Raw genomic sequence first — 20363 nt, 5'->3', positions numbered from 1 at the left:
TTTTTGAGTGTGCAACAGTCTATTTTCCTTCTGTTGTTTCAATGTCATTAACATTGTTTTGACTAGCAGCAATAATCAAAGAACTTACTCCAACAAAAGCTATTATTCCCACCAAGGTAGCGATTGATAAATTTTTGATTAAAGGAGATAATTCGGAGGTATTAGGTACTCCTGAATCTTGTTCTGGTAAACGATCGGAATTGGATAGCATATTTTAACTCTAGATTTTAGTTTTGCCTAATTAGAATAAGATTATATCAAGTTGGTAATTAGTTATAGCAATCTTATTTGAGTTGTGAGATATTGTAGATTTTTAGGGAACAGGGAACAGGGAACAGGGAACAGGGAATGGGAAACACAGAAGCAATAAAATTCTCACATCTGATATCAAATCCGTTTAATTGGACATAAAAAAATTCTTCAACCGTCATAACTACGCTCATCTTTGTGATTCTCTCTCCTCCTGACTCGGTCTTTCTGACTCCTGACTCCTCCTTATATCATGTCCGGTAGCATCGGTATTGTATAGCAAAGGTAGGCAACAGCTCATCTGGCAACAGGCAACAAGCAGGAAGGCAATTGAGCAAGAAAAAAACTTAAATTTCCTGTAGATATCCACGCTAACTTTTACACAAACGATACCAACGGACATGATATTACTTAACTAATCTATAACTGTTTAACCGGATTTGATATGATTTCTGATTGCTATACATAGCAGTCGAAGGAAAGGGTACGGACAGATCAAAAGCTTAAAACTCAGACAATGCCAGATTACTCCTTCTTTCTTCTGCTATAAAAAAATCGGCATTGCTAAGGGGCGGTATGAATATAAGTGGGGTGGGTATCCTGCCAAGGAGTGAAAATATCAGGAACGGAAAAATATCAGGAACGGGAAAATATCAGGAACAGGCAAGATGCCCATTCTACAAAACTATTAAAATCCCAAGCGCATTTATGCAACGCCAAAAAACTATATCTTCCTCTCCTAGAAAAATTGAGCTACTATAGCACTACGGATTTAGGTTAGGACACTACTAAACCCTAAAACTTAGTCCGAGATTACTTTTGTACGGGTGAACGGCCTAAAGCTTGCGCATAACTATCGTTAACGCCCCTACTGACTTTTGACTTCTAACTTGCGCGTAGCGCTATATCGCCACTTTCGCTATCCCCTATTCCGTAGTTTTGAGAGTAATGGGTAAAGAGATAGAAACTGCAGTACCTTGATTTTTTCCAGCACTTTCTAGAGTAATATTACCTCCCATCAATTCCATCAAACTACGAGAAATTGATAATCCCAAACCACAACCACTATATGCACGAGTAGTCGAACCATCTACCATTGCAAAAGATTGAAATAGTTTATACTGTTCGCTTGGTTCTACCCCAATTCCTGTATCTTTAATAGTTACTACAACAATGGGTACTTGATCTATATCATAAGTATTAATACTTGGTTTAATCTGAACATCAATAGTAATACTACCAGTTTCAGTAAATTTAATTGCATTATCAAGAATATTTAAGAATACTTGCTTTAGCTTTTTGGGGTCAGCTTCTACAAATATGGATTTAGAGATATTAGATTTATAGAGTTGCAGATTTTTTTGTTGAATTATAGATTGCTGAGAATCAATTATTTCATTTAAACAATCATACAAATTTACTAAATTTTTATTTACCGGAAGTTTGCCTTCCTTAATTTGCACCAAATCTAAAAGTTCATTAATTAAATTCAGTAAATGAATAGCAGATTTATCAGCTTGATGTAATAATTCAGTTTCTTCTTCTTGGCTATCACAAAAGCCATCAAGGATTAATTTTATAGAACAAATAATGCTATTAAGTGGAGTCCTCAGTTCATGGGAAATATTTTTCATAAATTCATCCTTGAACTGGTCTGCCTCTTGTAAAGCTGTATTTTTGTTCTCTAATTCAACAAATGATTTTTTTAACTGTTCCGTCATTTGATTAAATCCTTGAGCTAATATTGCTAGTTCTTCAATGGGGACTTCTTTTACTCTTTGTTCCCATTTTCCAATAGATATAGAAGTTGCTGCTTGCTTTAAATTTTTGACTGGTTTAATAATCAATTCACAACTGAATAAACCAAAAATAATTGCTATTATTAATGCGATGAAACATAGAGCAATAGTAATTCGAGTATTGCCATGAATACGTTCTGTAAAATCTGCTTCGGGAATTACTACCAAAATCAACCAATCTAAACCATATTGATCGTTAAAAGGTACGACTTGTAAAAATTGTTGTTGACCATCAATATCAAAGTTAAGTAATAAATTACTTTGGATTTGATTGAGATCCTCAAACCTGTCTTTCAGGTGTTTACTTGCAGAATTAACTAAAAGATCGTTACTGTTGGAAGCATCTATTAATTTTAAATCCCCATTGTCTTGAATAAAAGGTTCAGAAGTGGCGGAACTAGCGATTAATTGACCATAACGATTTAAAATGAAAGCTTCCCCAGATTTACTAATCTTCAACCGTTTGAGAAAGTCATGCAGTTGAGAGAAGGTGAGAGTAGCAGTGACCAAGGCGATCGCATTATCATCATTATTAACGACAGGTTGAGTCGCCATAATTTCTACTCTTTGATCAATGAGCGATCTAAACATCTCACCCCAATCTGCTTTACCTGTAGCGATACCATCTTGATACCATGGTCGTATATGGGGGTCGTACTCCGGAACTACTTTTGTGAGATTAGTCCGCACCCCTTGAGCGTTGGTAGCATATTCCTGAAGTTCTCCTTCTGTCGATTCGTCTGTAATGATGATATTAAATCTATTATTATCTTGGCGACTTACTGCGATCATTGTTCCTGATGTAGATGTAATACCAATGACACCAATGGAATCAAAAGACTGAATTTGTTGCCATAAATGACGCTCCACATCATTAATTTCTTGAATATTAAGTTGATTAAGACGAATAGCATTTACATTTAGTTGATTAACCAAATGGGGAGTCTCTAAAAAAATATTCAGTTTCTGCTGAATACGAGCTGTAATTTCGTTTTGTAACTGATTAGCTAGGTCGTTGATAGCGCGCTTACCATTGGTAAATGAAAGATATCCCACTAATCCTACTGTTGCTATAATTTGCAGCACAAATGGGACAATGACTACGACTCGTAGGGGGAGTTTTGGTGGGGATTGATAAAACAGAGGGTTTAATGGTAACTTTGGCATGGTAGCGATCGCTAATTTTTTCCTACTTACATTTCAATTATACAGATATAATTTGCTCAAGTTTTTGATTATTTTTGATTCCAGATTGTAATTCCTTGCCAGTTCGTAGGTGTGCCCTCTGATAAAAAATTATTCACTCGTTGTAAATAAATTTCTGTGACTTTATCATTTGGATTTACTGTTAATACTTTCTGGAAATATTTCTTTGCCATGGTAAATTCTTGTTGTTGATAATGTAAAACTCCTTGAGCAAAATTTGACTTAACCTGTCTTTTTAAGTTTAGCAAAGATTCGGTTTCTCCATCCATAACTTCATAAATTTTAATGGGATGATTCCGCCCTTTCACCTGGACTCGATCTAAAAATCTAATTTGATATTGATTTGCATCTACTAAATTATTAAATACTGCTTCACTAATAATGATAGAAACGCCATAAAATTTTGTTAATCCTTCTAAACGAGCAGCTAAGTTTACATTATCTGAAAAAGCATCACCTTGGATTCTTGCTTGTTCTCCCACCATACCTACCATCATTTGTCCAAAGTGAATGCCGATACCAATTGAAATAGGTTTATAACTCTGATTTTTCCTAATAATATTGTATTCTACAACTTCTTTTATTTTGGCAATACCTGCCTTGACAGCATCATCTGCTCCATTAGGAAATACAGCCATCATTCCATCTCCTAAATATTTTACTATAAATCCATAATTATCTCTAACTTTTGGACTGACACGCCCTAAATATGAATTAACAAAGTTAAAGTTTTCTTGGGGTGTCATTGTTTCTGAAAGAGCGGTAAAAGACCGAATATCAGAAAACATTACTGCCATTTCTTTGCTTACATGATTGCCTAATTCTACATCAATTATAGAGTCTTTTTTGAGGAATTTCATAAACTCGTCAGGCACAAAACGACTATAAGAACTGTTGATTTGAGATAGTCTCAAATGAGTTTTAAGTCTGGCAATTAGTTCATTTTTAGAAATAGGTTTAGTCAGATAATCATTAGCACCTACATTCAATCCTTCTACTAAATCGTAAACTTGATTTTTAGCAGTCAACATCAGAATTGGTAACTCACTAGGTAAGAAATTTTTTCGCAATTTTTGTGTAACTTCATAGCCAGTCATTTTTGGCATCATTACATCTAATAAAATTAGATCTGGCTGACAACCTTGTTCAATTATTTTCAAAGCTTCTATACCATTCATTGCTTGAACTATGGCATAATTTTGGAGGGATAAAATATTGACGAGTACCTGTAAGTTTACTGGTTCATCATCGACAATCATAATTTGAAATCTTTGGACGGTTTCTAGTGGTTTGATTGCATCATCTTTTGACTCTTCTTGAATAACAATCTCTTCTTCTTTTTCTTCAGTTATAGCTATATTATTAGCATCTGTAAATCTTGATATATCGGAATTGTTACTAATAGCAAATTCTGTAGATATTGGCAGAGTGAAAGTAAATTGAGAACCTATTTCAATTTGAGATTTTACCCAAATTTTTCCTCCGTGCAATTCCACCAGTTTTTTAGTAACTGCTAAACCTAAACCAGTACCTCCATATTGACGAGCTGTGGAACCATCATCTTGTTCAAATGATTCAAATATTCTGTATAGTTTATCTTCTGCAATACCAATACCAGTATCAGAAATAGTAATTGCTAATTGTTGGTTTTTGAGAATTGGATGCTGACTATTGAACTGGGAATTTTCTTGTTGATTAATAATCTCTACCGATATCTCTACTTTCCCAGTATCTGTAAATTTAATCCCATTACCAATCAGGTTATATAAAATTTGATGCAGGCGATTTTCATCAGCATAAACTGGAGGTAAATCAACAGGAATAGAATTAACTAATTCTAAATTTTTAGTACCTATTAAAGATTGACAAAGAGTAACAACTACTTCTGTTATTTCTCTGATTCCTACAGGTTTTAACTGCAACTCCAGATTTTGATGTTTCAGTTTAGCAAAATCAAGAATATCATTGACTAAATCTGTAAGTCGATGACCACTTTGAGCAATCATTAATAAATTTTTTTGCTGTATTTCCGATAATTCTCCTGTTGCTCCATCTAACATTGATTCAGCAATTCCAATCATTCCATTCAGAGGAGTACGAAGTTCGTGAGAAGTATTTGCTAAAAATTCATCTTTAAGTTTATCTAATCTTTGTAAGTCATCATTTTTCGCTTGTAGAGTAGTAAATGATTCTTGTAATTGTACAGCCATTGTATTAAATGAATGGGCTAATTCTCCTAGTTCATCAGAGTGTTTAATATCTACTTTTTGTTGCCAATTTCCTTGAGTAAAATCCCTAGCTGCTTTATTTAAGCTGATAATTGGTTGAATCACCCATCTAGAAGTTAAAATTCCACCAAGTATTGCTAATCCTAAAGCTGCTAACCATAATAAAATTGTATTGCGTCTTTGAATATTAATTTCTTCCATAAAATCTGCTTCTGGAACTACTACTACAATAATCCAGTCAATACCTAAACCATATTTTACAGGTTTGATTTCTAGGAAGTGACGTTGATTATTAAACTTAAAACTTAGCTGTTGACTTTGATTGATTTTAGTCAGGCCAAAGAAGGTTTTCTGTAAGTATTGAGCTGAAGCTTGAATTACAGGTACATTGCTTTCTAAAGCTGGCAGTCGTTGTAAATTTTGTTCATTACCTGGAGTCATAAATAGCTCTTCTGAAATGGATGTAGCCACTATTAATCCAGAACGTTCGACAATAAATACTTTTCCGGATTTACCTATCTTTAGCTTAGTTAAAAATTGACTGATTTTATCAAGAGTTAAATCTACACTAAGTACACCTTTACGAATACCTTTTTCATCATAATAAGGTAATCCATTAGAAATGCCAAAATTATCTCCATCTATCCAAGGATAAATTTTAGTCCAGGTAGGATTTCCCGCTTCGATAACAGCTTGATACCAAGGTCTATTCCTCGGATCGTATGGAAAACTTTCAATTCGTGGTTGGATAATATTTCCCTGTCGATCAAGAGTATATTGTTCTAGATTTCCTGCTGTTAAATAATCGCTAATTCCTAATTGTAAACTTTGATCCTCTAATCTAATTAACCATACTACTTCTCCTTCGGTAGAGCCAAAACTAATACTACTAATATTTGGAAATAGTTGCATTTGTTTAAATAAATATTGTTGCCAATCCCAGAGTTTTTCTGCATCTAAATTATTGATACGAATAGCATCTCTATTAACTTGATTAATTAAAGGAGGAATTTTTAGATAGCTTTCTAAATGTTCATCAACACGGGTTGTCACTCCATTGAGTAACTGACTAGCAACATTATTGACCGCCTTTTGTCCATTGCGTAACGAGAGCCATCCGGTCAAACCTACAGCAAACATAATTTGCAGCACAATAGGTAATACAAAAACTTTACGTAGAGAAGCTTTTCGATATTTATTCTTATTTGAACTATCTAAATATTGAGTAGGCATAAGTAAATTAATTATGGTATTACTATGATTTTTAAATTGTCGAAAAAAAATTAAAATACTATACTTACCATAGCAAATTTTAAATTAATTTGATACATTTATGGATGATTTAATTGAATTGCCTTTAATCATTTTGAAGAAGGAAGAACCAAGAAGCAAGAAGCAAGAATAAAAAAGTAGATGGGGTGGGTTTGTAGACAGGAAGTGGCAGGTCGTTGACTATGCCCAACCAATTGTAGACACTGCAAGTGACGGTGGGGTATTAAACCCATAAAGAAAAAGATAAATATGAATTTATAACTCTAGTTATAGCTTCTTCCATTTTCCATCTTCCCTATTCCTTAAAGTTTAATATTTATCTTCAATTTCAGTATGATTGGCTTCCAGCAAGTAAGTACAGTTTTGAGAGATTTAATCAAGTTAAAAAATCAAAGATCAAGGTTGTTTATGCCCCTAAAACTAATCATGGAATTTAATTTTTGACTTTTGGCTTGGTAAATGGGTATGATGAAATTATTAGTTGTTGGTAAAAAAGAGGAAAAATGCGAATACTGATTATGGGTGGGACTCGATTTATTGGAGTCTATTTAACTAAAATTCTAGTTGAACAAGGACATGAAGTGGTGCTATTTAACCGTGGTAATAAACCAAGTCCAGTTCCAGAAGTTAAAGAAATTCATGGCGATCGCACGGATGCTACTCAACTCAAAGAAAAATTAGCGCCAGAAAAATTTGATGCTATTTTTGACAATAACGGACGAAAATTAACTGATACAAAACCTTTAGCTGAAATCTTCAAAGACCAGGTACAACATTTCATTTATATGAGTTCTGCGGGGGTTTATTTAAAGTCTGACCAAATGCCTCATATTGAGGGAGATGCTGTAGATCCAAAAAGCCGTCATTTAGGAAAATATGAAACAGAAACAGAATTAACAAATCAAGGTTTACCCTGGACTTCAATTCGTCCTACTTATATTTATGGACCACAAAACTATAACGATCTAGAAGCATGGTTTTTTGACAGAATTGTACGCGATCGCCCGATTCCTATTCCGGGAAATGGACTCCACATTACTCAATTAGGTCATGTCAAAGATTTGGCAATGGCAATGGCAAATGTATTAGGAAATAATCAAGCAATTGGTCAAATTTATAATGTTTCTGGAGAGCGTTATGTCACTTTTGATGGTTTAGCTCGCGCTTGTGCTGAAGCTGCTGGAAAATCTCCTGATTCTATTAAGTTAGTACATTACGACCCGAAGCAATTTGACTTTGGAAAAAAGAAAGCTTTTCCATTACGAGTTCAACATTTTTTTGCCAGTGTAAATAAGGTGATGCGGGAATTAAATTGGCAGCCAAAGTTTGATTTAGTTTCTGGGTTAAAAGATTCATTTGAAAATGATTTTATCGCCTCCGGTCGTGACAAAGTAGAGGTAGATTTTTCAGTTGATGATGAAATTTTGAAGGTGTAATATCATGTCCGGTTGAATAGTTATAAATAACAAGGTAGGAGTCAAGAGTCAGGAGAGAAGAGGGGAAAAAGAAAGTATAAAAAGGAAAAAGTTTTTTTATCACTAATTATCCGGACATAATATAATGTCAAATTTGGTAGTATCGGTATAAAAAAGTATAGAAACCGGGTTTATTAAATGCCCCACCATACTAACATCTACTTCCCATAAACCCGGTTTCTTATAATACTCTAAGCGCAAGTAGATTTTGATATAAGTTTGAGGTAGTCAGCAGTGGGAGATTTGTAGTAACAAAACAATTTTGTACGTTAAGACTAAAATTTTTACTCGGAAAGTATCTGAGAAATAAGATTTTGGATGTATAGTGCTACGTGCAAGTCAGAAATTAGAATTGAGAAGTTATCCATGACAACTGATAACTGAAATGACTGAGTTACGGAAAAATTAAGGTATAAAGCTTCTTCATTCATGGAGAAAAAGCGGTCGTTAGCGTAGCTTCCCGTAGGGTGGGATGGCGAGGTTTCCCGCTCTTACAGATCCGCTACCTCTTGCAGAGGAGCTTTCCTATCGGAATGCTGCGCAAACGCTAGCGCTAACGCCATATCCAATCGACCAAGAGAAGAACAAAATCCTTTGAGTCAATCCTCTTCTTAGAAAGAAGAGGTAATTATTAATTATTAATTGTTGAAGGAGCAGCTAACATTTTAAGAAAAATAGTGACACAGCTAGGTCTGGACTTAGCCAAGGTGGATAGGAAAGTGTTGAAACTGCCATTCTTTAACTAAAAAATATTGGTGCGACTCGTTAGCTTAAAAGCTAGCTTTTTATAATCCAAGGTGTTTTAACCCCTGGAGAATTCAATTGCATAACCTTATCTCAGTCTAGAAGTATTTTTGTTAAGATAGCAAAACAAGATCTAAATTGATTTTGTCTATTGAATTATGTCCCAAGACTTTTCTTTTCAAAGTCTGTGCGGTTATTCCTTTAAAGGTCTTGACCTCGCAGGTGCAGACTTTTCACACTCAGATATTCAAGGAACGGATTTCAGCAACGCCCTTTTGTGTGATGCCAACTTTAGTCATGCTAACGCTGGAGTGCAACTTCATTATCGCCTAGGTTTAGTTATCATATCGCTACTTTTATCTGCAATTTCTGGATTGACTGCTGTACTAACGGCTGTCTTTACTGGTTATTTACTCTTTCCTTACTCTATTAGCTCAGACAATTTTTTAGCTTCTGTAATTGTCCTATTGATATTTGTCCTTTTTTTAATTATCGCTATCCGTAAAGGATTACAGGCAGCTTTTGGAACTGTATTGATAGCAGGATCTTTACTTGGGACAATAATGGGAACTATGACGGGGACTGTAGCAGGTGTGGCAGCAGGAGCAGTGACAGCGACTTTGACTGTCGCAATTGTAGCGGTAATGACTGCTGTTTTAACCACAGTTTTGGCTATGGCAGGAACTATAGCAGGTCTAGTAGCAGGAGTAGTGGCGATCGCTGTTAATCTAGCAGGGGCCAGAGTAGGGGCGACGATTGGTACCAATGCGGCTACCTTTGATGCGGATATCATCAGGCGCTAGGAAATTGAAATAGTCTTGGATTTGCATTATTGCTTATTAAAAAATTACGGCATAATCTCAAAAAATTGACAATGCTTAGGTCGAAATAGCTGAAAGTCTCTTTGAACCAAAGTCAAGACTTTCGTGATTTCCAAACATTCTGCTGCAAGGTACTGATAACTGATAACTGATAACTGAATAAAACCATCCTGATTTTTCCCTAATTTCTCCTTGTAAAATTTCCTCAGAATTAGTTGCTAAATCTGGGGAAGCAGCAAATAAACCAATTAAAGGTTCGGTTTCTAAGTTCTTATTTTGATTGCTAAATTCTAGATCGGGTTGGGATTGATAATTAGCAGATTTTGTTTGCTCTTTCATTTGAGCTATGATTTTTTCCATTAGCCATATTTTCTCATCTAAGGATAAGTTATTAATGGCATTTTCTAGCTGAAGCAATTTAGATGAAACCATTATGATTTTTGTGATTATAGAAAATAAATTACATCATACGGTTATAATTATAACACAATACGCTTTCCTTTCTCTGCAAAAGAATAGCGATCGCCTGAATATCTTCCGAACAAGCGATCGCTGATTTCTGATTTTTTCGGACTTATAGCAGATTCCACCAATCTCAGTGCGAGCATCTTGCTCGCGCGCAATTTAATTATTAAATTTTCCAGTGCGAGCATCTTGCTCGCGTGCGGGTGCATCTTGCTCGCGGGTGTACCTCAAAATGAGAGAATAAGTTAACGCCCGCACTTTTTACCAAAAAATAAGGTCTCACTGATAACTGATAACTGATATGCCTCGTCTACCTAGAAATCTACCCTCAAATTGTACCTTCCACATTACGGTGCGCTGCAACAATAAAGAATTTAACTTGGCCAAACGTGCCACCCGAGAACTTTTATTAGAGGTCATTGCCAAGGCGAAGAATAAATTTGAGTTTAAGCTGTATGGTCTCTGCATTATGCGTAACCATATTCATTACTTATTAGGGCCAGAAAATCCAGAGGAGTTACCTAAGTTGATGCACTGGCTAAACTGGTATAGCGCTATGGTATTGAACCAATTTTTGCATCGCACTGGACATTTTTGGGAGCAACGGTATTTCAGTCAGGCAATTTCTAATAGTGACTCGGACCGAATCCTCAAAACTCTGCGCTATATCCATGCCAACCCCAAAGCAGCAGGGTTACGTCTGGGGTTTACTTATGCTTTTAGCAATTATGGTAGCTATGCACAATTGACTGATGATGGTTTGACCGAATGGCATCCGGCTTTTCTGGAATTGGCCACAACTTTAGAGGAATGTGCCAAACGGTATCGGGAGTTTTGTAAGCGGTACACTCCTAAAAAGAAAAAAACAACTCCACGCCGTAATTGGGGGAATTGCTTTTTGGACAAAATGACTAAGGGTTTTCAGGCCAAACCAAAGGGTAGGGAAGGGGTTCCTGGACAGTTAAACTTAGACCTAGAGGGGTATCAGGAGGTGTACCAGGTAGACCCGTTGGGAAGTTGGTTTGGCTCAAAGGCTGCTCATACATTCATTACAGCAAATGGGGCTGCGATGATGGTTTAACGAGTTGGGTGATGCTAACATCAGCATGTGCTATCCTTATCCTTTGATCAGATCAATCATTTTTATTTTTTAATTTCAATTTCAATTTATCGTCTTTAATTTTCCACTTCCATTCATATTTACTACTAACATCATCCTCTATACTCTCCCAACATTGATCCACTATCCTCCCCAACCAATAAAGACCTTTTCGTTGATCTCCTCCTAACCACCCATCTGTCTCAATTTCGATTGTGTCCTCCTTTTGGTCTATCTCTAATCTCTCATAACATGCAGTTAGTTGCGATTCAACTATACATTTTTCCCAATGGATAGCCACTTCTTCCCGATCAGCATAAGCTGGGAGAGCAGTAGTCAACAGTAACAAACAAGTAGCCAAAACAGTAACAACTAACTTTTTCATCTTCAATAAATCTTCTACCACACTACCGAATCATAGCTTATTTTTTTAATTTGTCAATGGCAAAACTGTACCAATGAGTAAGTCTCAATCTAAGTCCAAGTCAAAAAAAGTCTAAGTCCAAATCTCAGTACCGGGATCTAATGGATTTGGTAAAACCCATTGTTCAGCAGTATTCAGCTCCAGAATATAGTCCTGGGATTCTGGTTGGGCAGGTTCTCCATTAATATAATAATGCTTTAAACCTCCTCCCGATGCTCTGGAAAAACTAACCTTTCGTGGTACATTCAAAGAACCTTCCCCAGAACTCTTAATCTCGCGATCGCTAACAAATTGGTTCTCTCAACAAATTGATAATGGATAATGATGAAAATTTTAAACTTTGATTAACAAGCAAACTTTTTGAATGCAAAAAGTCTTCAATTTAGTACAAAAGTTAGCAGCAATAATAATTATCAATTATCCATTATCCATTAATCAAAACTAAACTGTCTCTGCCGCCGTAGTCTGCACTGCAGGTTGCGGCTGGAACTGGAACATAGAATAAACCACATTCCGACGAATATCCGTCATCATATCCAAAAACAACTCATAACCCTCACTCTTATACTCAATCAACGGATCTTTCTGACCATAACCCCGCAAACCAACAGACTCCCGCAACGCATCCATCTGCTGCAAATGCTCCCGCCATAAAGTATCAATTTGCTGCAAAATAAAGAACCTTTCCGCATCCCGCATCAAACCACCACGAATCTGATTTACCTGCGCTTCCTTAATATCATAAGCATTCCTTACCTGCTCATGCATAAAAGTCTTAATATCATCCATCGACAAATCAAATAACTGTTCCGGTGTTAAATCTGCCAACAGATACACAAACTCCTTCACCTTACTTACCAACTTATCCAACTCCCACTCTTCCGAAGGCAACTCAGGATTAATATACGCCTCCACAATATCATCCATAGTTTGCTCCGCATACTTAATCACCTGTTCCTTCAAATCCCTACCTTCCAATACCCGTCGGCGTTCCGCATAAATTGCCCGACGTTGATTATTCATCACCTCATCATACTCAAACACCTGCTTCCGCATATCATAATAATAAGTTTCCACCTTCTTCTGCGCACCTTCCAACGAACGAGTCAACAACCCAGATTCAATTGGCATATCTTCCTCAACCCCAAACGCTTGCATCATTCCAGCAACACGATCGCCACCAAAAATCCGTAATAAATTATCGTCCAAACTCAAGAAAAATCTTGTCGAACCAGGGTCTCCTTGTCGTCCCGCTCTACCTCGCAACTGATTATCAATACGCCTTGACTCGTGACGCTCAGTACCAATAACGTGCAACCCACCCAGACTTATTACATTATCATGTTCCTTCTCCGTATAACCTTCATATTCTTTGCGAATCAAATTGTACACTTCCCGTAACTTTTGAATTACCGGGTCTTGAGTAGGAGCTTTTTCCGCAGCGATCGCCACCTTATCTTCCACCACCAACTCAGGTAACGCTCTCTCTCCCCACTCTTGCACGGCAAAACTTACCGTATCCTTCAACATCTTTTCAGTTTGTGGCGACAACTTTACTGGAAAAATTTCTGGCGACACTTTCCAGGTTTTCACCTTCTTCTGTTCGCCAAAACCTTTAGCTGAATTTTGCTTTTTAGCTCCTGGTACCCGCATCATACCCATACCATCATCTTCTTCCGGTTTAACAACCCTCGGCATTAGATACTCCCGTACTTTCAACCTTGCCATATACTCAGCATTTCCGCCCAAAATAATATCAGTACCTCGACCTGCCATATTAGTAGCAATAGTAACTGTACCCTTACCCCCTGCTTGCGCCACAATTTCTGACTCTCGCTCCACATTTTCTGGTTTAGCATTCAGCAACTGGTGGGGAATTTTCAGTTGAGCAAGTAACCTAGATAGTAACTCTGATTTTTCCACACTGGTTGTACCCACCAAAACTGGGCGACCTGCCGTATGCATTTCCGCACATTCATTAGCGATCGCTTGCCATTTCCCTTTTTCTGTTTTATAAACCACATCTGATAAATCAGCTCTACCAGTTGGTCTATTAGTGGGTACAATTGTCACTTGCAGATTATAAATCTTCTCAAATTCCGTTTCCTCTGTTTTTGCCGTTCCCGTCATCCCCGATAATTTCGGATAAAGTAAGAAGAAATTTTGATAAGTAATAGTTGCTAATGTTTGAGTTTCTGGCTGAATATCCACCCTTTCTTTAGCCTCGATCGCCTGATGCAAACCATCACTCCAACGTCGTCCAGGCATTACTCTTCCTGTAAATTCATCAACAATAACTACTTCCTCATCACGAACAATATAGTTAACATCCTTAATAAATAATTCTTTTGCCTTCAAAGCATTAAATATAAAATGTGCCCAAGGATCTTCCGGGTTATATAAATCTTGTACTCCTAATAACTGTTCTGCTTGAGCAAAACCCTCATCACTTAACAACACATTACGAGCTTTTTCATCTATTTCATAATGTTCTTTTTCTTTATCCAAAGCTGCTGCAATTTCTGCTGCTCTAATATACTTTTCACTAGGTCTTTCTACCTGCCCAGAAATAATCAGAGGAGTCCGTGCTTCATCTACTAATACAGAGTCAACTTCGTCAATAGTGCAAAAATTAAATGGACGTTGTACAACTTCATCCATGCTAGTCGCCATATTATCCCGCAAGTAGTCAAATCCAACTTCACTGTTAGTAGCATAAGTAATGTCGCAGGCATAATTTTTTTTCCGTTCTTCTGGAGTCATTCCCTGTTGAATTAACCCCACAGTTAAACCCAGAAACCGATGCACTTGTCCCATCCATTCCGCATCTCGTCTGGCTAAGTAGTCGTTAACCGTAATTACATGGACGCCTTTACCTGCTAGGCCATTTAAATATGCTGGTAGAGTCGCTACAAGGGTTTTACCCTCCCCTGTTTTCATTTCTGCTATTTGGCCTTGATGCAAAATAATGCCCCCCAACAGTTGGACATCAAAGTGTCGCATACCTAGCACTCGCTTTCCTGCTTCTCGGACTACAGCAAAAGCTTCTGGTAGAATTTCTTCTAATATTTCTTTTTCTTCATCCTTCGATGTTGCTTTTTCTAGAGCTTGTCTAAATTCTCCTGTTTTGGCCCTTAGTTCTTCATCTGAAAGTTGTTGAATATCTTCTTCAAGAATATTAATCTCTGTCACCCAAGGTTGAAATTTCTTGAGTTTGCGTGCGTTGGGGTCTCCGAGAAGTTTTTTGAACATAGTTGTTATTTAAGTTAAATTCCAATTATTAACTATCAAAATGGTTTTTTTGCATACCATTTTTTATTAATTTTGTCAATATACCTCTTGTCTGAGTTTAGTCAGTTTAGAACTATTTGGTTGTTAAAAAATGGGTATCAATTATTTTATCAAAAATTCACTGGTCTAAAACCACGGCCAATTGGGGATAGGTGTTACGATCAGAAAAATTAGGGGTGTCAGTGAACGAAGCTCACCGACACCCCAACATTACTTAAGGCGATAATTAGCAGGAAAATGAGTATTTAGACTCAAAACATTCAGGTAATTTCCCCGCCACTTGTCTATTCTCAGTGTATTATATTAGAAGTACAGGATGTAGGTTCTGAGGCATAGTCATGGCACAAGACAATTCTACTGGAATCAAGCTTTGAGGAGTTTGGGAATACAGGAAAACTTAAAGGTCCAGTACACCCCCTTTAAGACAAACCGAACTAGCAGACTGTATTGATTGTTTAGAGGAATGTGTGTTCTCCAAATTGTTAAGACTTAATCTTACTAAATGAAAATAATCGCTTAAATTTCTTGCTCCGTCCTATTACAGTAACTTTCTTTCCTGATTCTTCTGATTCCTGTGATTCTTCTAAGAAGCTCCTTTGACTAATTAATTCTATAGCCAGACTAGCATAAGAAATGCCATTTAGTAACAACGGTTTATTAGTGTCTGGATAATATGAATAACGCATAAATGCACGAATCGCCTTATTTCTCAACTTTTCATCAAAAAAGCAGATGATAGGAACAAGCTCAGAATATTTAATGACTGTCCATGTCTTGTAAGAGTTCAAAGACATCATCCATCCAATAGGATTTGTTATTGCCGATCCGAGACCACCGTAGTATTCCAACTCCATATCCATTTCACCAGAGGCTTCTTGCTTAGCTTCCATCTTACCTTTTAATTCACCACTCGCTTCACTTTCAGAGCTGCCGAAGAGATTTATTTTAGATGCAAAGGAAGATTGAAAGGATGCAAATTGTTGGGAATTAGAATCAATCTTTGAATTCACCTCACTTTGCGCAGATATCTTACCCCCGATCGTAAATTTCAATGGGACAAAGTAACCATATTTGTTCAAAAGATAATTTAATTTTACAAAGCTAGACCACTCATCATCTATTAAAATTTTATCAACCTTTTTCTTGAAGTTAGGGTCCAGTTCAATATTTTCCCAGTCTAGAGATAGAATCAATTTTGGTATTGTATACTCTGCAAGCAGGTAGGTCTTACTTTTTGCACTTAGTTCGATCTCTCCAGAAAATTCACCTTCTAAATCTGAATCTAAACCACCAAATAAACTGAGTTCTTGATTACCACTTCCCTTGGAAACAAATTTTCCTACTTGATGAGCTACAAGACTTGTTTCGGCATCTACTGTGAAGAATCCATTTTTTCTGGGTACAATCCAATTAGGATGATAAGTATTTTCAGTATCATCAGAATCATCAAGCTTCCAATAAATAGCTTCCTTGAATGCTTTTGATATAACCCAATCTTCATCCTGAGACTGAATTTTGCTAACAGTAAGAGCCTTTTTTAATTGCAATCTTCTGTATAAATCTACCTTCTGATCGTCAATTAAATCTTGGAAAAAATGTTTAATTACTCCAGGTGTAATTTGTTCAACTGATTGAGCTGCTGCCAATTGAAATTGAGTTGCTGTAGGTTGAATAACTTCTTCAAGTACTTGTTTAAGAAATTTAATAATTTCTCCTGGTAGTGCAGCTGTTGCAGGTTGGATAAGTTCAAGTAATTTTTGAAGGAATTGAATAATTTGCTCTGGTGTAATTGGTCCTGGATCTTGTGTTGTATCTTTGTCTTGGTCTGTATTTGTTGCTAGTGCTGCCATAGAGTCAGATGGAGGTGAATTTAATTTAGTCTGATCGTCTTGTGTCATTTTAGATTTTTCTCCTTAATAATTCCGTTAATACAAATATGATGAATTTAGCTCAATCAATACTAATCATCAAATGAATTACGTCTCAAAAGTCAAATTTGCTGGTAACACGACCAGTTTATTTATATACGAAATGGGATAAACTTTTTCCTTCACGAAAAACCTTAAGCAGTTTTATCTTCAGATTCATCTACGATCTCACATATCTCTTCGATATTTTCCTCTTCTTTGAGTACGTAGAAAAACATATGGATAGAGCCATTGGTGATCAAATTTAATTTGTCCCTATCCTCTATTATGTTACTGATAATTGTAGATTTTTGCTGTGAATTAGAACTTCCGAGCCTGACCGGAGAAAGTCCTGGACGATATTTATAATTATCTTTTTCATAGCCATAAATAGGCCATGTGACAATATTAACCAAGTGGTTTCTTAAAACATTGCTATTTATCTGGTTATCCAAGTACTGAAAATCTTTAACTCTAATAGGATCTCCTTCATTGTTGTATTTATTGATTGGGACTGTTAATTCCTGCCCATTACCTTCATTACCAACATAGAGTCTATTGACTATCCTATTTTTTATTGTAAATATTTTAAAACCATATCCACAAGGACCTTTCGATGTAATAGTAAATGAGATATACGAACCTTCGTATAAGAAGACCACGTAATCAAAGTACCATGTATTTTCTCCTTCCTGGTCAAGTTTAACTAGAGTAGGCTGTTTGTGTTTACCATCTTCACTACTTAGCTCCTTATTCAAAGAAACTTTTACTTTTAAGTCGCGATCTTCAAAGACATGGCATCTAGTGCCTTTTAGTTTTTCTTCATCATTCATTGTGCTTCTTAATCCTTATTTTGAATTCCTTAAACGATAACTGATACCAATTACATAAATTGGGATCTCTTGTGCGACTAAGTATTACTTCAGCTTCACTAAAATTACCACCCATACCTGTATGAATAATTACACAAGAGTGGTCAAAAATATAGGTAAAAGCTTGTATTTATGTATATCTCAAACACATCATATTCTTTATTATTCTAGATGTCAATATCCTACATTCTTTACTGCAAAATGTAGTATCTAGGGACAGTTCAATAATTTAATAATTAATAGATAACTCTTCTATAATAGGAGAATTGTCTGTTTTTTTTCTCCATGAATGTAGAGGCTTTATAACTTAAATATTTCGGTAAAACTTTTGAATAATTATATTTATTAATCTTATAAAAAAAAGATATATAATGTTAGATGTATTTGCCTTGAGGTAGTTTTTTTTATTGTTTTTAAACTTATCTTCCTACTACTTCCATTAGTTTTAAATTTTGACTTAAATGTTATCAAAATAACTGGGTCTAAAACCATACCTTGATTGGCGAAATGTTTTTGGAGGGTTGCTCAAAATTCCTCTTACAAAAACAATTTCTAACTTCTAACTTTTGACTTTTGACTTTATTCAGGCCATTCTGCATTTAGAGTCCGAAAGTCAAATTTTGCAGCGCTAGGATGACAAGAAACACAACCCTTGATATTCAAATTTTGAGGAAGTTCTACTCTTGGATGAAGCGCTTTGAAATAACGAGAACTAGAAATTCTGTAAGGTATTCTTTCCTCTTGCTGTGATTTGATACGAGAAGATACTTGTAGGTAATTCCAAATAAGTTGACGAGGTGGATCTACAAGAGTAGGGAGTTGTATACCGTAGTGTTGATAATCCTCTATAATTATTTTCCAACTTTCTGTGGGAAGGACTTGAGGTGGTACTGGAATATGACAAGTAGTACAATTCTCTAAATATAATGACAGTCCTAATTGGTGACGTTTGGGAACCACATCAACATTACTCATTAGTTGAGGCTCAATTTGTGAAATATCTGTTGCAGTAGAAATTTTTGCCATAACCAAACCACAACTTGCACTGCATAAAAATATGAGTAGTAAGAGTAAAAAAATAGATGGTCGTCGTCTACCTTTATTTCTGAGATTAGATATTGGCATTAATATAATCTCTGTGCTAAATACTTCATTATTTTTTGTTACTTTAACTAGCTATCAGCTATCAGGCTAAAAAGGTAGTATATAGATAATGGTATCTCAAAGCTTGGGTTATTCATTCCCTTCCCCTTCCGGAATGCTCCGCTTTCCGCGCCAAGCGAACCGCTGAACTGCTGAGGTGCTAAACGCTTTTCACAGAATCGGAATAGTCATACCTTCTTTTGCTACTAACCCATTGGGAAATACTGACTGGAGAGCAACTTGAACTTCATCCAATAAATTATCATGATGAGAAGGGTCATGTTGAAACATAACTATTTGTTTGACTCCTGCTTTTTTTGCTATTTCCACACCTACTTCCCAAGTAGAATGTCCCCAACCAATTTTAGGAGATTCAGGATTATAGTATTCTTCATTTGTGTAGGTAGCATCATAAATCAGCAAATCAGCTTTACGAGCTAGATGAAGCACATTTTCATCAAAACGATCTTCATAATGTTCTGTATCTGGACAATAAACTACAGTTTTACCCTGCCAACAAACTCTATATCCAATGGCAAAATTTGGATGATTTAGAGGAGCTGTTTCAATCTCAATATCATCAACCTTAATTACATCTCCAGTGCTAAAGTCATAAAACTTCATCTCAGAACCCATTACCTGTAAAGGAATAGGAAAGTTAGGATTGACCATTTGATCGGCTAAACATTCCTTAATTGTAGTCCCATCAGGTGCGATTGCTCCATGTATGTGAAACTTATTGACAGGCATAAATGCAGGGATAAAAAATGGGAATCCTTGAATATGGTCCCAGTGAGTATGACTAAAGAATATATGAGCTTCCACTGGCATTTGCTTCATTAGGTTTAAACCCAGTACTCTTAAACCTGTACCTCCATCAAAAATTAAACGTTTTTCCCCTACGCGCATTTCTACACAGGAGGTATTACCACCATAGCGAACTGTACTACTACCAGGGGTAGGTATACTACCTCGTACACCCCAGAATTCAACTACAAACTTGGTTTGCAAGGAGGCTGAGTGAATATCTATCTCCTCAGATTGTGATATTGGGGCTGACGGCTCTGAAGACTGCATATTTCTGTGTTTCAGACTTGCGGTTAATACGAATCTGTTAAGAATTTCTTAACTGTCAATTGAGATTATTCTAGCAAAATCAGGTACTAATAATTGCTAGTATATCTTTAAAAAGATAATTTAGTTTAGTATAGAAAGCTATACTTTAAATCTAAAAATTTTTATTGTTTAGTTTGAAAGAGGTTATAGTTAAGTCTTGATATATCTTAGGCTTTAGTAAAACCTCTGTATAACTAAACTATTTTAAATAGCGAGTTAGTAAATAAATATTTATTCAAAAAATTATAACTT

The 20363-nt window shown here is 36.0% G+C and carries 15 protein-coding genes; 3 read left to right on the top strand and 12 right to left on the bottom strand.

What is annotated here, in order from left to right; all coding sequences use genetic code 11:
- Positions 1 to 19: 19 nt before the first annotated feature.
- From F6K27_RS02610 to F6K27_RS02600, 3 genes are all read right to left on the bottom strand, one after another.
- Entirely contained in the window at positions 20 to 211 is a 192-nt protein-coding gene (locus tag F6K27_RS02610; RefSeq protein WP_124146548.1) for a hypothetical protein, read from the bottom strand.
- 964 nt (positions 212 to 1175) lie between these two features.
- On the bottom strand, positions 1176 to 3215 hold the full coding sequence (locus tag F6K27_RS02605; RefSeq protein ID WP_287273245.1) for a sensor histidine kinase: 2040 nt from the start codon (positions 3213 to 3215) through the stop codon (positions 1176 to 1178).
- Between the two features lie 68 nt (positions 3216 to 3283).
- Positions 3284 to 6715, bottom strand: coding sequence for a response regulator (locus F6K27_RS02600; RefSeq protein WP_287273244.1), 3432 nt, complete (start codon positions 6713 to 6715; stop codon positions 3284 to 3286).
- 542 nt (positions 6716 to 7257) lie between these two features.
- Between F6K27_RS02600 and F6K27_RS02595 the strand changes: the two genes are divergently transcribed.
- Together F6K27_RS02595 and F6K27_RS02590 are read left to right on the top strand one after the other, a co-directional pair.
- Positions 7258 to 8190, top strand: coding sequence for an NAD-dependent epimerase/dehydratase family protein (locus F6K27_RS02595; protein ID WP_124146544.1), 933 nt, complete (start codon positions 7258 to 7260; stop codon positions 8188 to 8190).
- 941 nt (positions 8191 to 9131) lie between these two features.
- Positions 9132 to 9776, top strand: coding sequence for a pentapeptide repeat-containing protein (locus tag F6K27_RS02590; protein WP_124146542.1), 645 nt, complete (start codon positions 9132 to 9134; stop codon positions 9774 to 9776).
- Between the two features lie 75 nt (positions 9777 to 9851).
- Here F6K27_RS02590 and F6K27_RS02585 read toward each other — a convergent pair whose 3' ends face one another.
- Together F6K27_RS02585 and F6K27_RS02580 are read right to left on the bottom strand one after the other, a co-directional pair.
- Complete coding sequence (locus F6K27_RS02585; protein ID WP_161564656.1) at positions 9852 to 10226, bottom strand: hypothetical protein; 375 nt, start codon at positions 10224 to 10226, stop codon at positions 9852 to 9854.
- A gap of 47 nt (positions 10227 to 10273) precedes the next feature.
- A complete protein-coding gene (locus F6K27_RS02580) occupies positions 10274 to 10402 on the bottom strand; it encodes a hypothetical protein (protein ID WP_287273243.1) in 129 nt (42 codons plus the stop codon).
- Between the two features lie 158 nt (positions 10403 to 10560).
- Here F6K27_RS02580 and F6K27_RS02575 point away from each other — a divergent pair, with 158 nt between their 5' ends.
- Entirely contained in the window at positions 10561 to 11340 is a 780-nt protein-coding gene (locus F6K27_RS02575; RefSeq protein ID WP_287273242.1) for a transposase, read from the top strand.
- 52 nt (positions 11341 to 11392) lie between these two features.
- Here F6K27_RS02575 and F6K27_RS02570 read toward each other — a convergent pair whose 3' ends face one another.
- The 7 genes from F6K27_RS02570 to F6K27_RS02540 form a co-directional block, all read right to left on the bottom strand.
- Positions 11393 to 11743, bottom strand: a complete 351-nt coding sequence (locus F6K27_RS02570) for a hypothetical protein (RefSeq protein ID WP_287273241.1) — start codon at positions 11741 to 11743, stop codon at positions 11393 to 11395.
- Between the two features lie 111 nt (positions 11744 to 11854).
- Complete coding sequence (locus F6K27_RS02565) at positions 11855 to 12031, bottom strand: hypothetical protein (RefSeq protein WP_287273239.1); 177 nt, start codon at positions 12029 to 12031, stop codon at positions 11855 to 11857.
- A gap of 192 nt (positions 12032 to 12223) precedes the next feature.
- Positions 12224 to 15034, bottom strand: coding sequence for a preprotein translocase subunit SecA (gene secA / locus F6K27_RS02560; protein ID WP_287273237.1), 2811 nt, complete (start codon positions 15032 to 15034; stop codon positions 12224 to 12226).
- A gap of 521 nt (positions 15035 to 15555) precedes the next feature.
- On the bottom strand, positions 15556 to 16971 hold the full coding sequence (locus F6K27_RS02555; RefSeq protein ID WP_287273236.1) for an MAC/perforin domain-containing protein: 1416 nt from the start codon (positions 16969 to 16971) through the stop codon (positions 15556 to 15558).
- 164 nt (positions 16972 to 17135) lie between these two features.
- Positions 17136 to 17813, bottom strand: coding sequence for a hypothetical protein (locus tag F6K27_RS02550; RefSeq protein WP_287273234.1), 678 nt, complete (start codon positions 17811 to 17813; stop codon positions 17136 to 17138).
- Positions 17814 to 18431: 618 nt separating this feature from the next.
- The gene (locus F6K27_RS02545; RefSeq protein ID WP_287273233.1) at positions 18432 to 18977 is read right to left on the bottom strand and encodes a diheme cytochrome C; all 546 of its coding nucleotides are present in this window, start codon (positions 18975 to 18977) and stop codon (positions 18432 to 18434) included.
- Between the two features lie 189 nt (positions 18978 to 19166).
- Positions 19167 to 20072: an MBL fold metallo-hydrolase gene (locus F6K27_RS02540; protein WP_287273231.1), complete on the bottom strand. Its 906-nt coding sequence runs from the start codon at positions 20070 to 20072 to the stop codon at positions 19167 to 19169.
- Between the last annotated feature and the right edge of the window lie 291 nt (positions 20073 to 20363).

The sequence above is a fragment of the Okeania sp. SIO2F5 genome (genome assembly GCF_010692685.1).
GTDB lineage: Bacteria > Cyanobacteriota > Cyanobacteriia > Cyanobacteriales > Microcoleaceae > Okeania > Okeania hirsuta.
The sequence above is the reverse complement of the archived record's forward strand: the minus strand, read 5'-3'. Positions and strand labels throughout refer to the sequence as shown.

Coding starts and splice junctions, on each gene's coding strand:
- F6K27_RS02610 (WP_124146548.1), bottom strand. CDS start 211: ATGCTATCCAATTCCGATCGTTTACCAGAACAAGATTCAGGAGTACCT.
- F6K27_RS02605 (WP_287273245.1), bottom strand. CDS start 3,215: ATGCCAAAGTTACCATTAAACCCTCTGTTTTATCAATCCCCACCAAAA.
- F6K27_RS02600 (WP_287273244.1), bottom strand. CDS start 6,715: ATGCCTACTCAATATTTAGATAGTTCAAATAAGAATAAATATCGAAAA.
- F6K27_RS02595 (WP_124146544.1), top strand. CDS start 7,258: ATGCGAATACTGATTATGGGTGGGACTCGATTTATTGGAGTCTATTTA.
- F6K27_RS02590 (WP_124146542.1), top strand. CDS start 9,132: ATGTCCCAAGACTTTTCTTTTCAAAGTCTGTGCGGTTATTCCTTTAAA.
- F6K27_RS02585 (WP_161564656.1), bottom strand. CDS start 10,226: ATGGTTTCATCTAAATTGCTTCAGCTAGAAAATGCCATTAATAACTTA.
- F6K27_RS02580 (WP_287273243.1), bottom strand. CDS start 10,402: ATGCTCGCACTGAGATTGGTGGAATCTGCTATAAGTCCGAAAAAATCA.
- F6K27_RS02575 (WP_287273242.1), top strand. CDS start 10,561: ATGCCTCGTCTACCTAGAAATCTACCCTCAAATTGTACCTTCCACATT.
- F6K27_RS02570 (WP_287273241.1), bottom strand. CDS start 11,743: ATGAAAAAGTTAGTTGTTACTGTTTTGGCTACTTGTTTGTTACTGTTG.
- secA (WP_287273237.1), bottom strand. CDS start 15,034: ATGTTCAAAAAACTTCTCGGAGACCCCAACGCACGCAAACTCAAGAAA.
- F6K27_RS02555 (WP_287273236.1), bottom strand. CDS start 16,971: ATGACACAAGACGATCAGACTAAATTAAATTCACCTCCATCTGACTCT.
- F6K27_RS02550 (WP_287273234.1), bottom strand. CDS start 17,813: ATGAATGATGAAGAAAAACTAAAAGGCACTAGATGCCATGTCTTTGAA.
- F6K27_RS02545 (WP_287273233.1), bottom strand. CDS start 18,977: ATGCCAATATCTAATCTCAGAAATAAAGGTAGACGACGACCATCTATT.
- F6K27_RS02540 (WP_287273231.1), bottom strand. CDS start 20,072: ATGCAGTCTTCAGAGCCGTCAGCCCCAATATCACAATCTGAGGAGATA.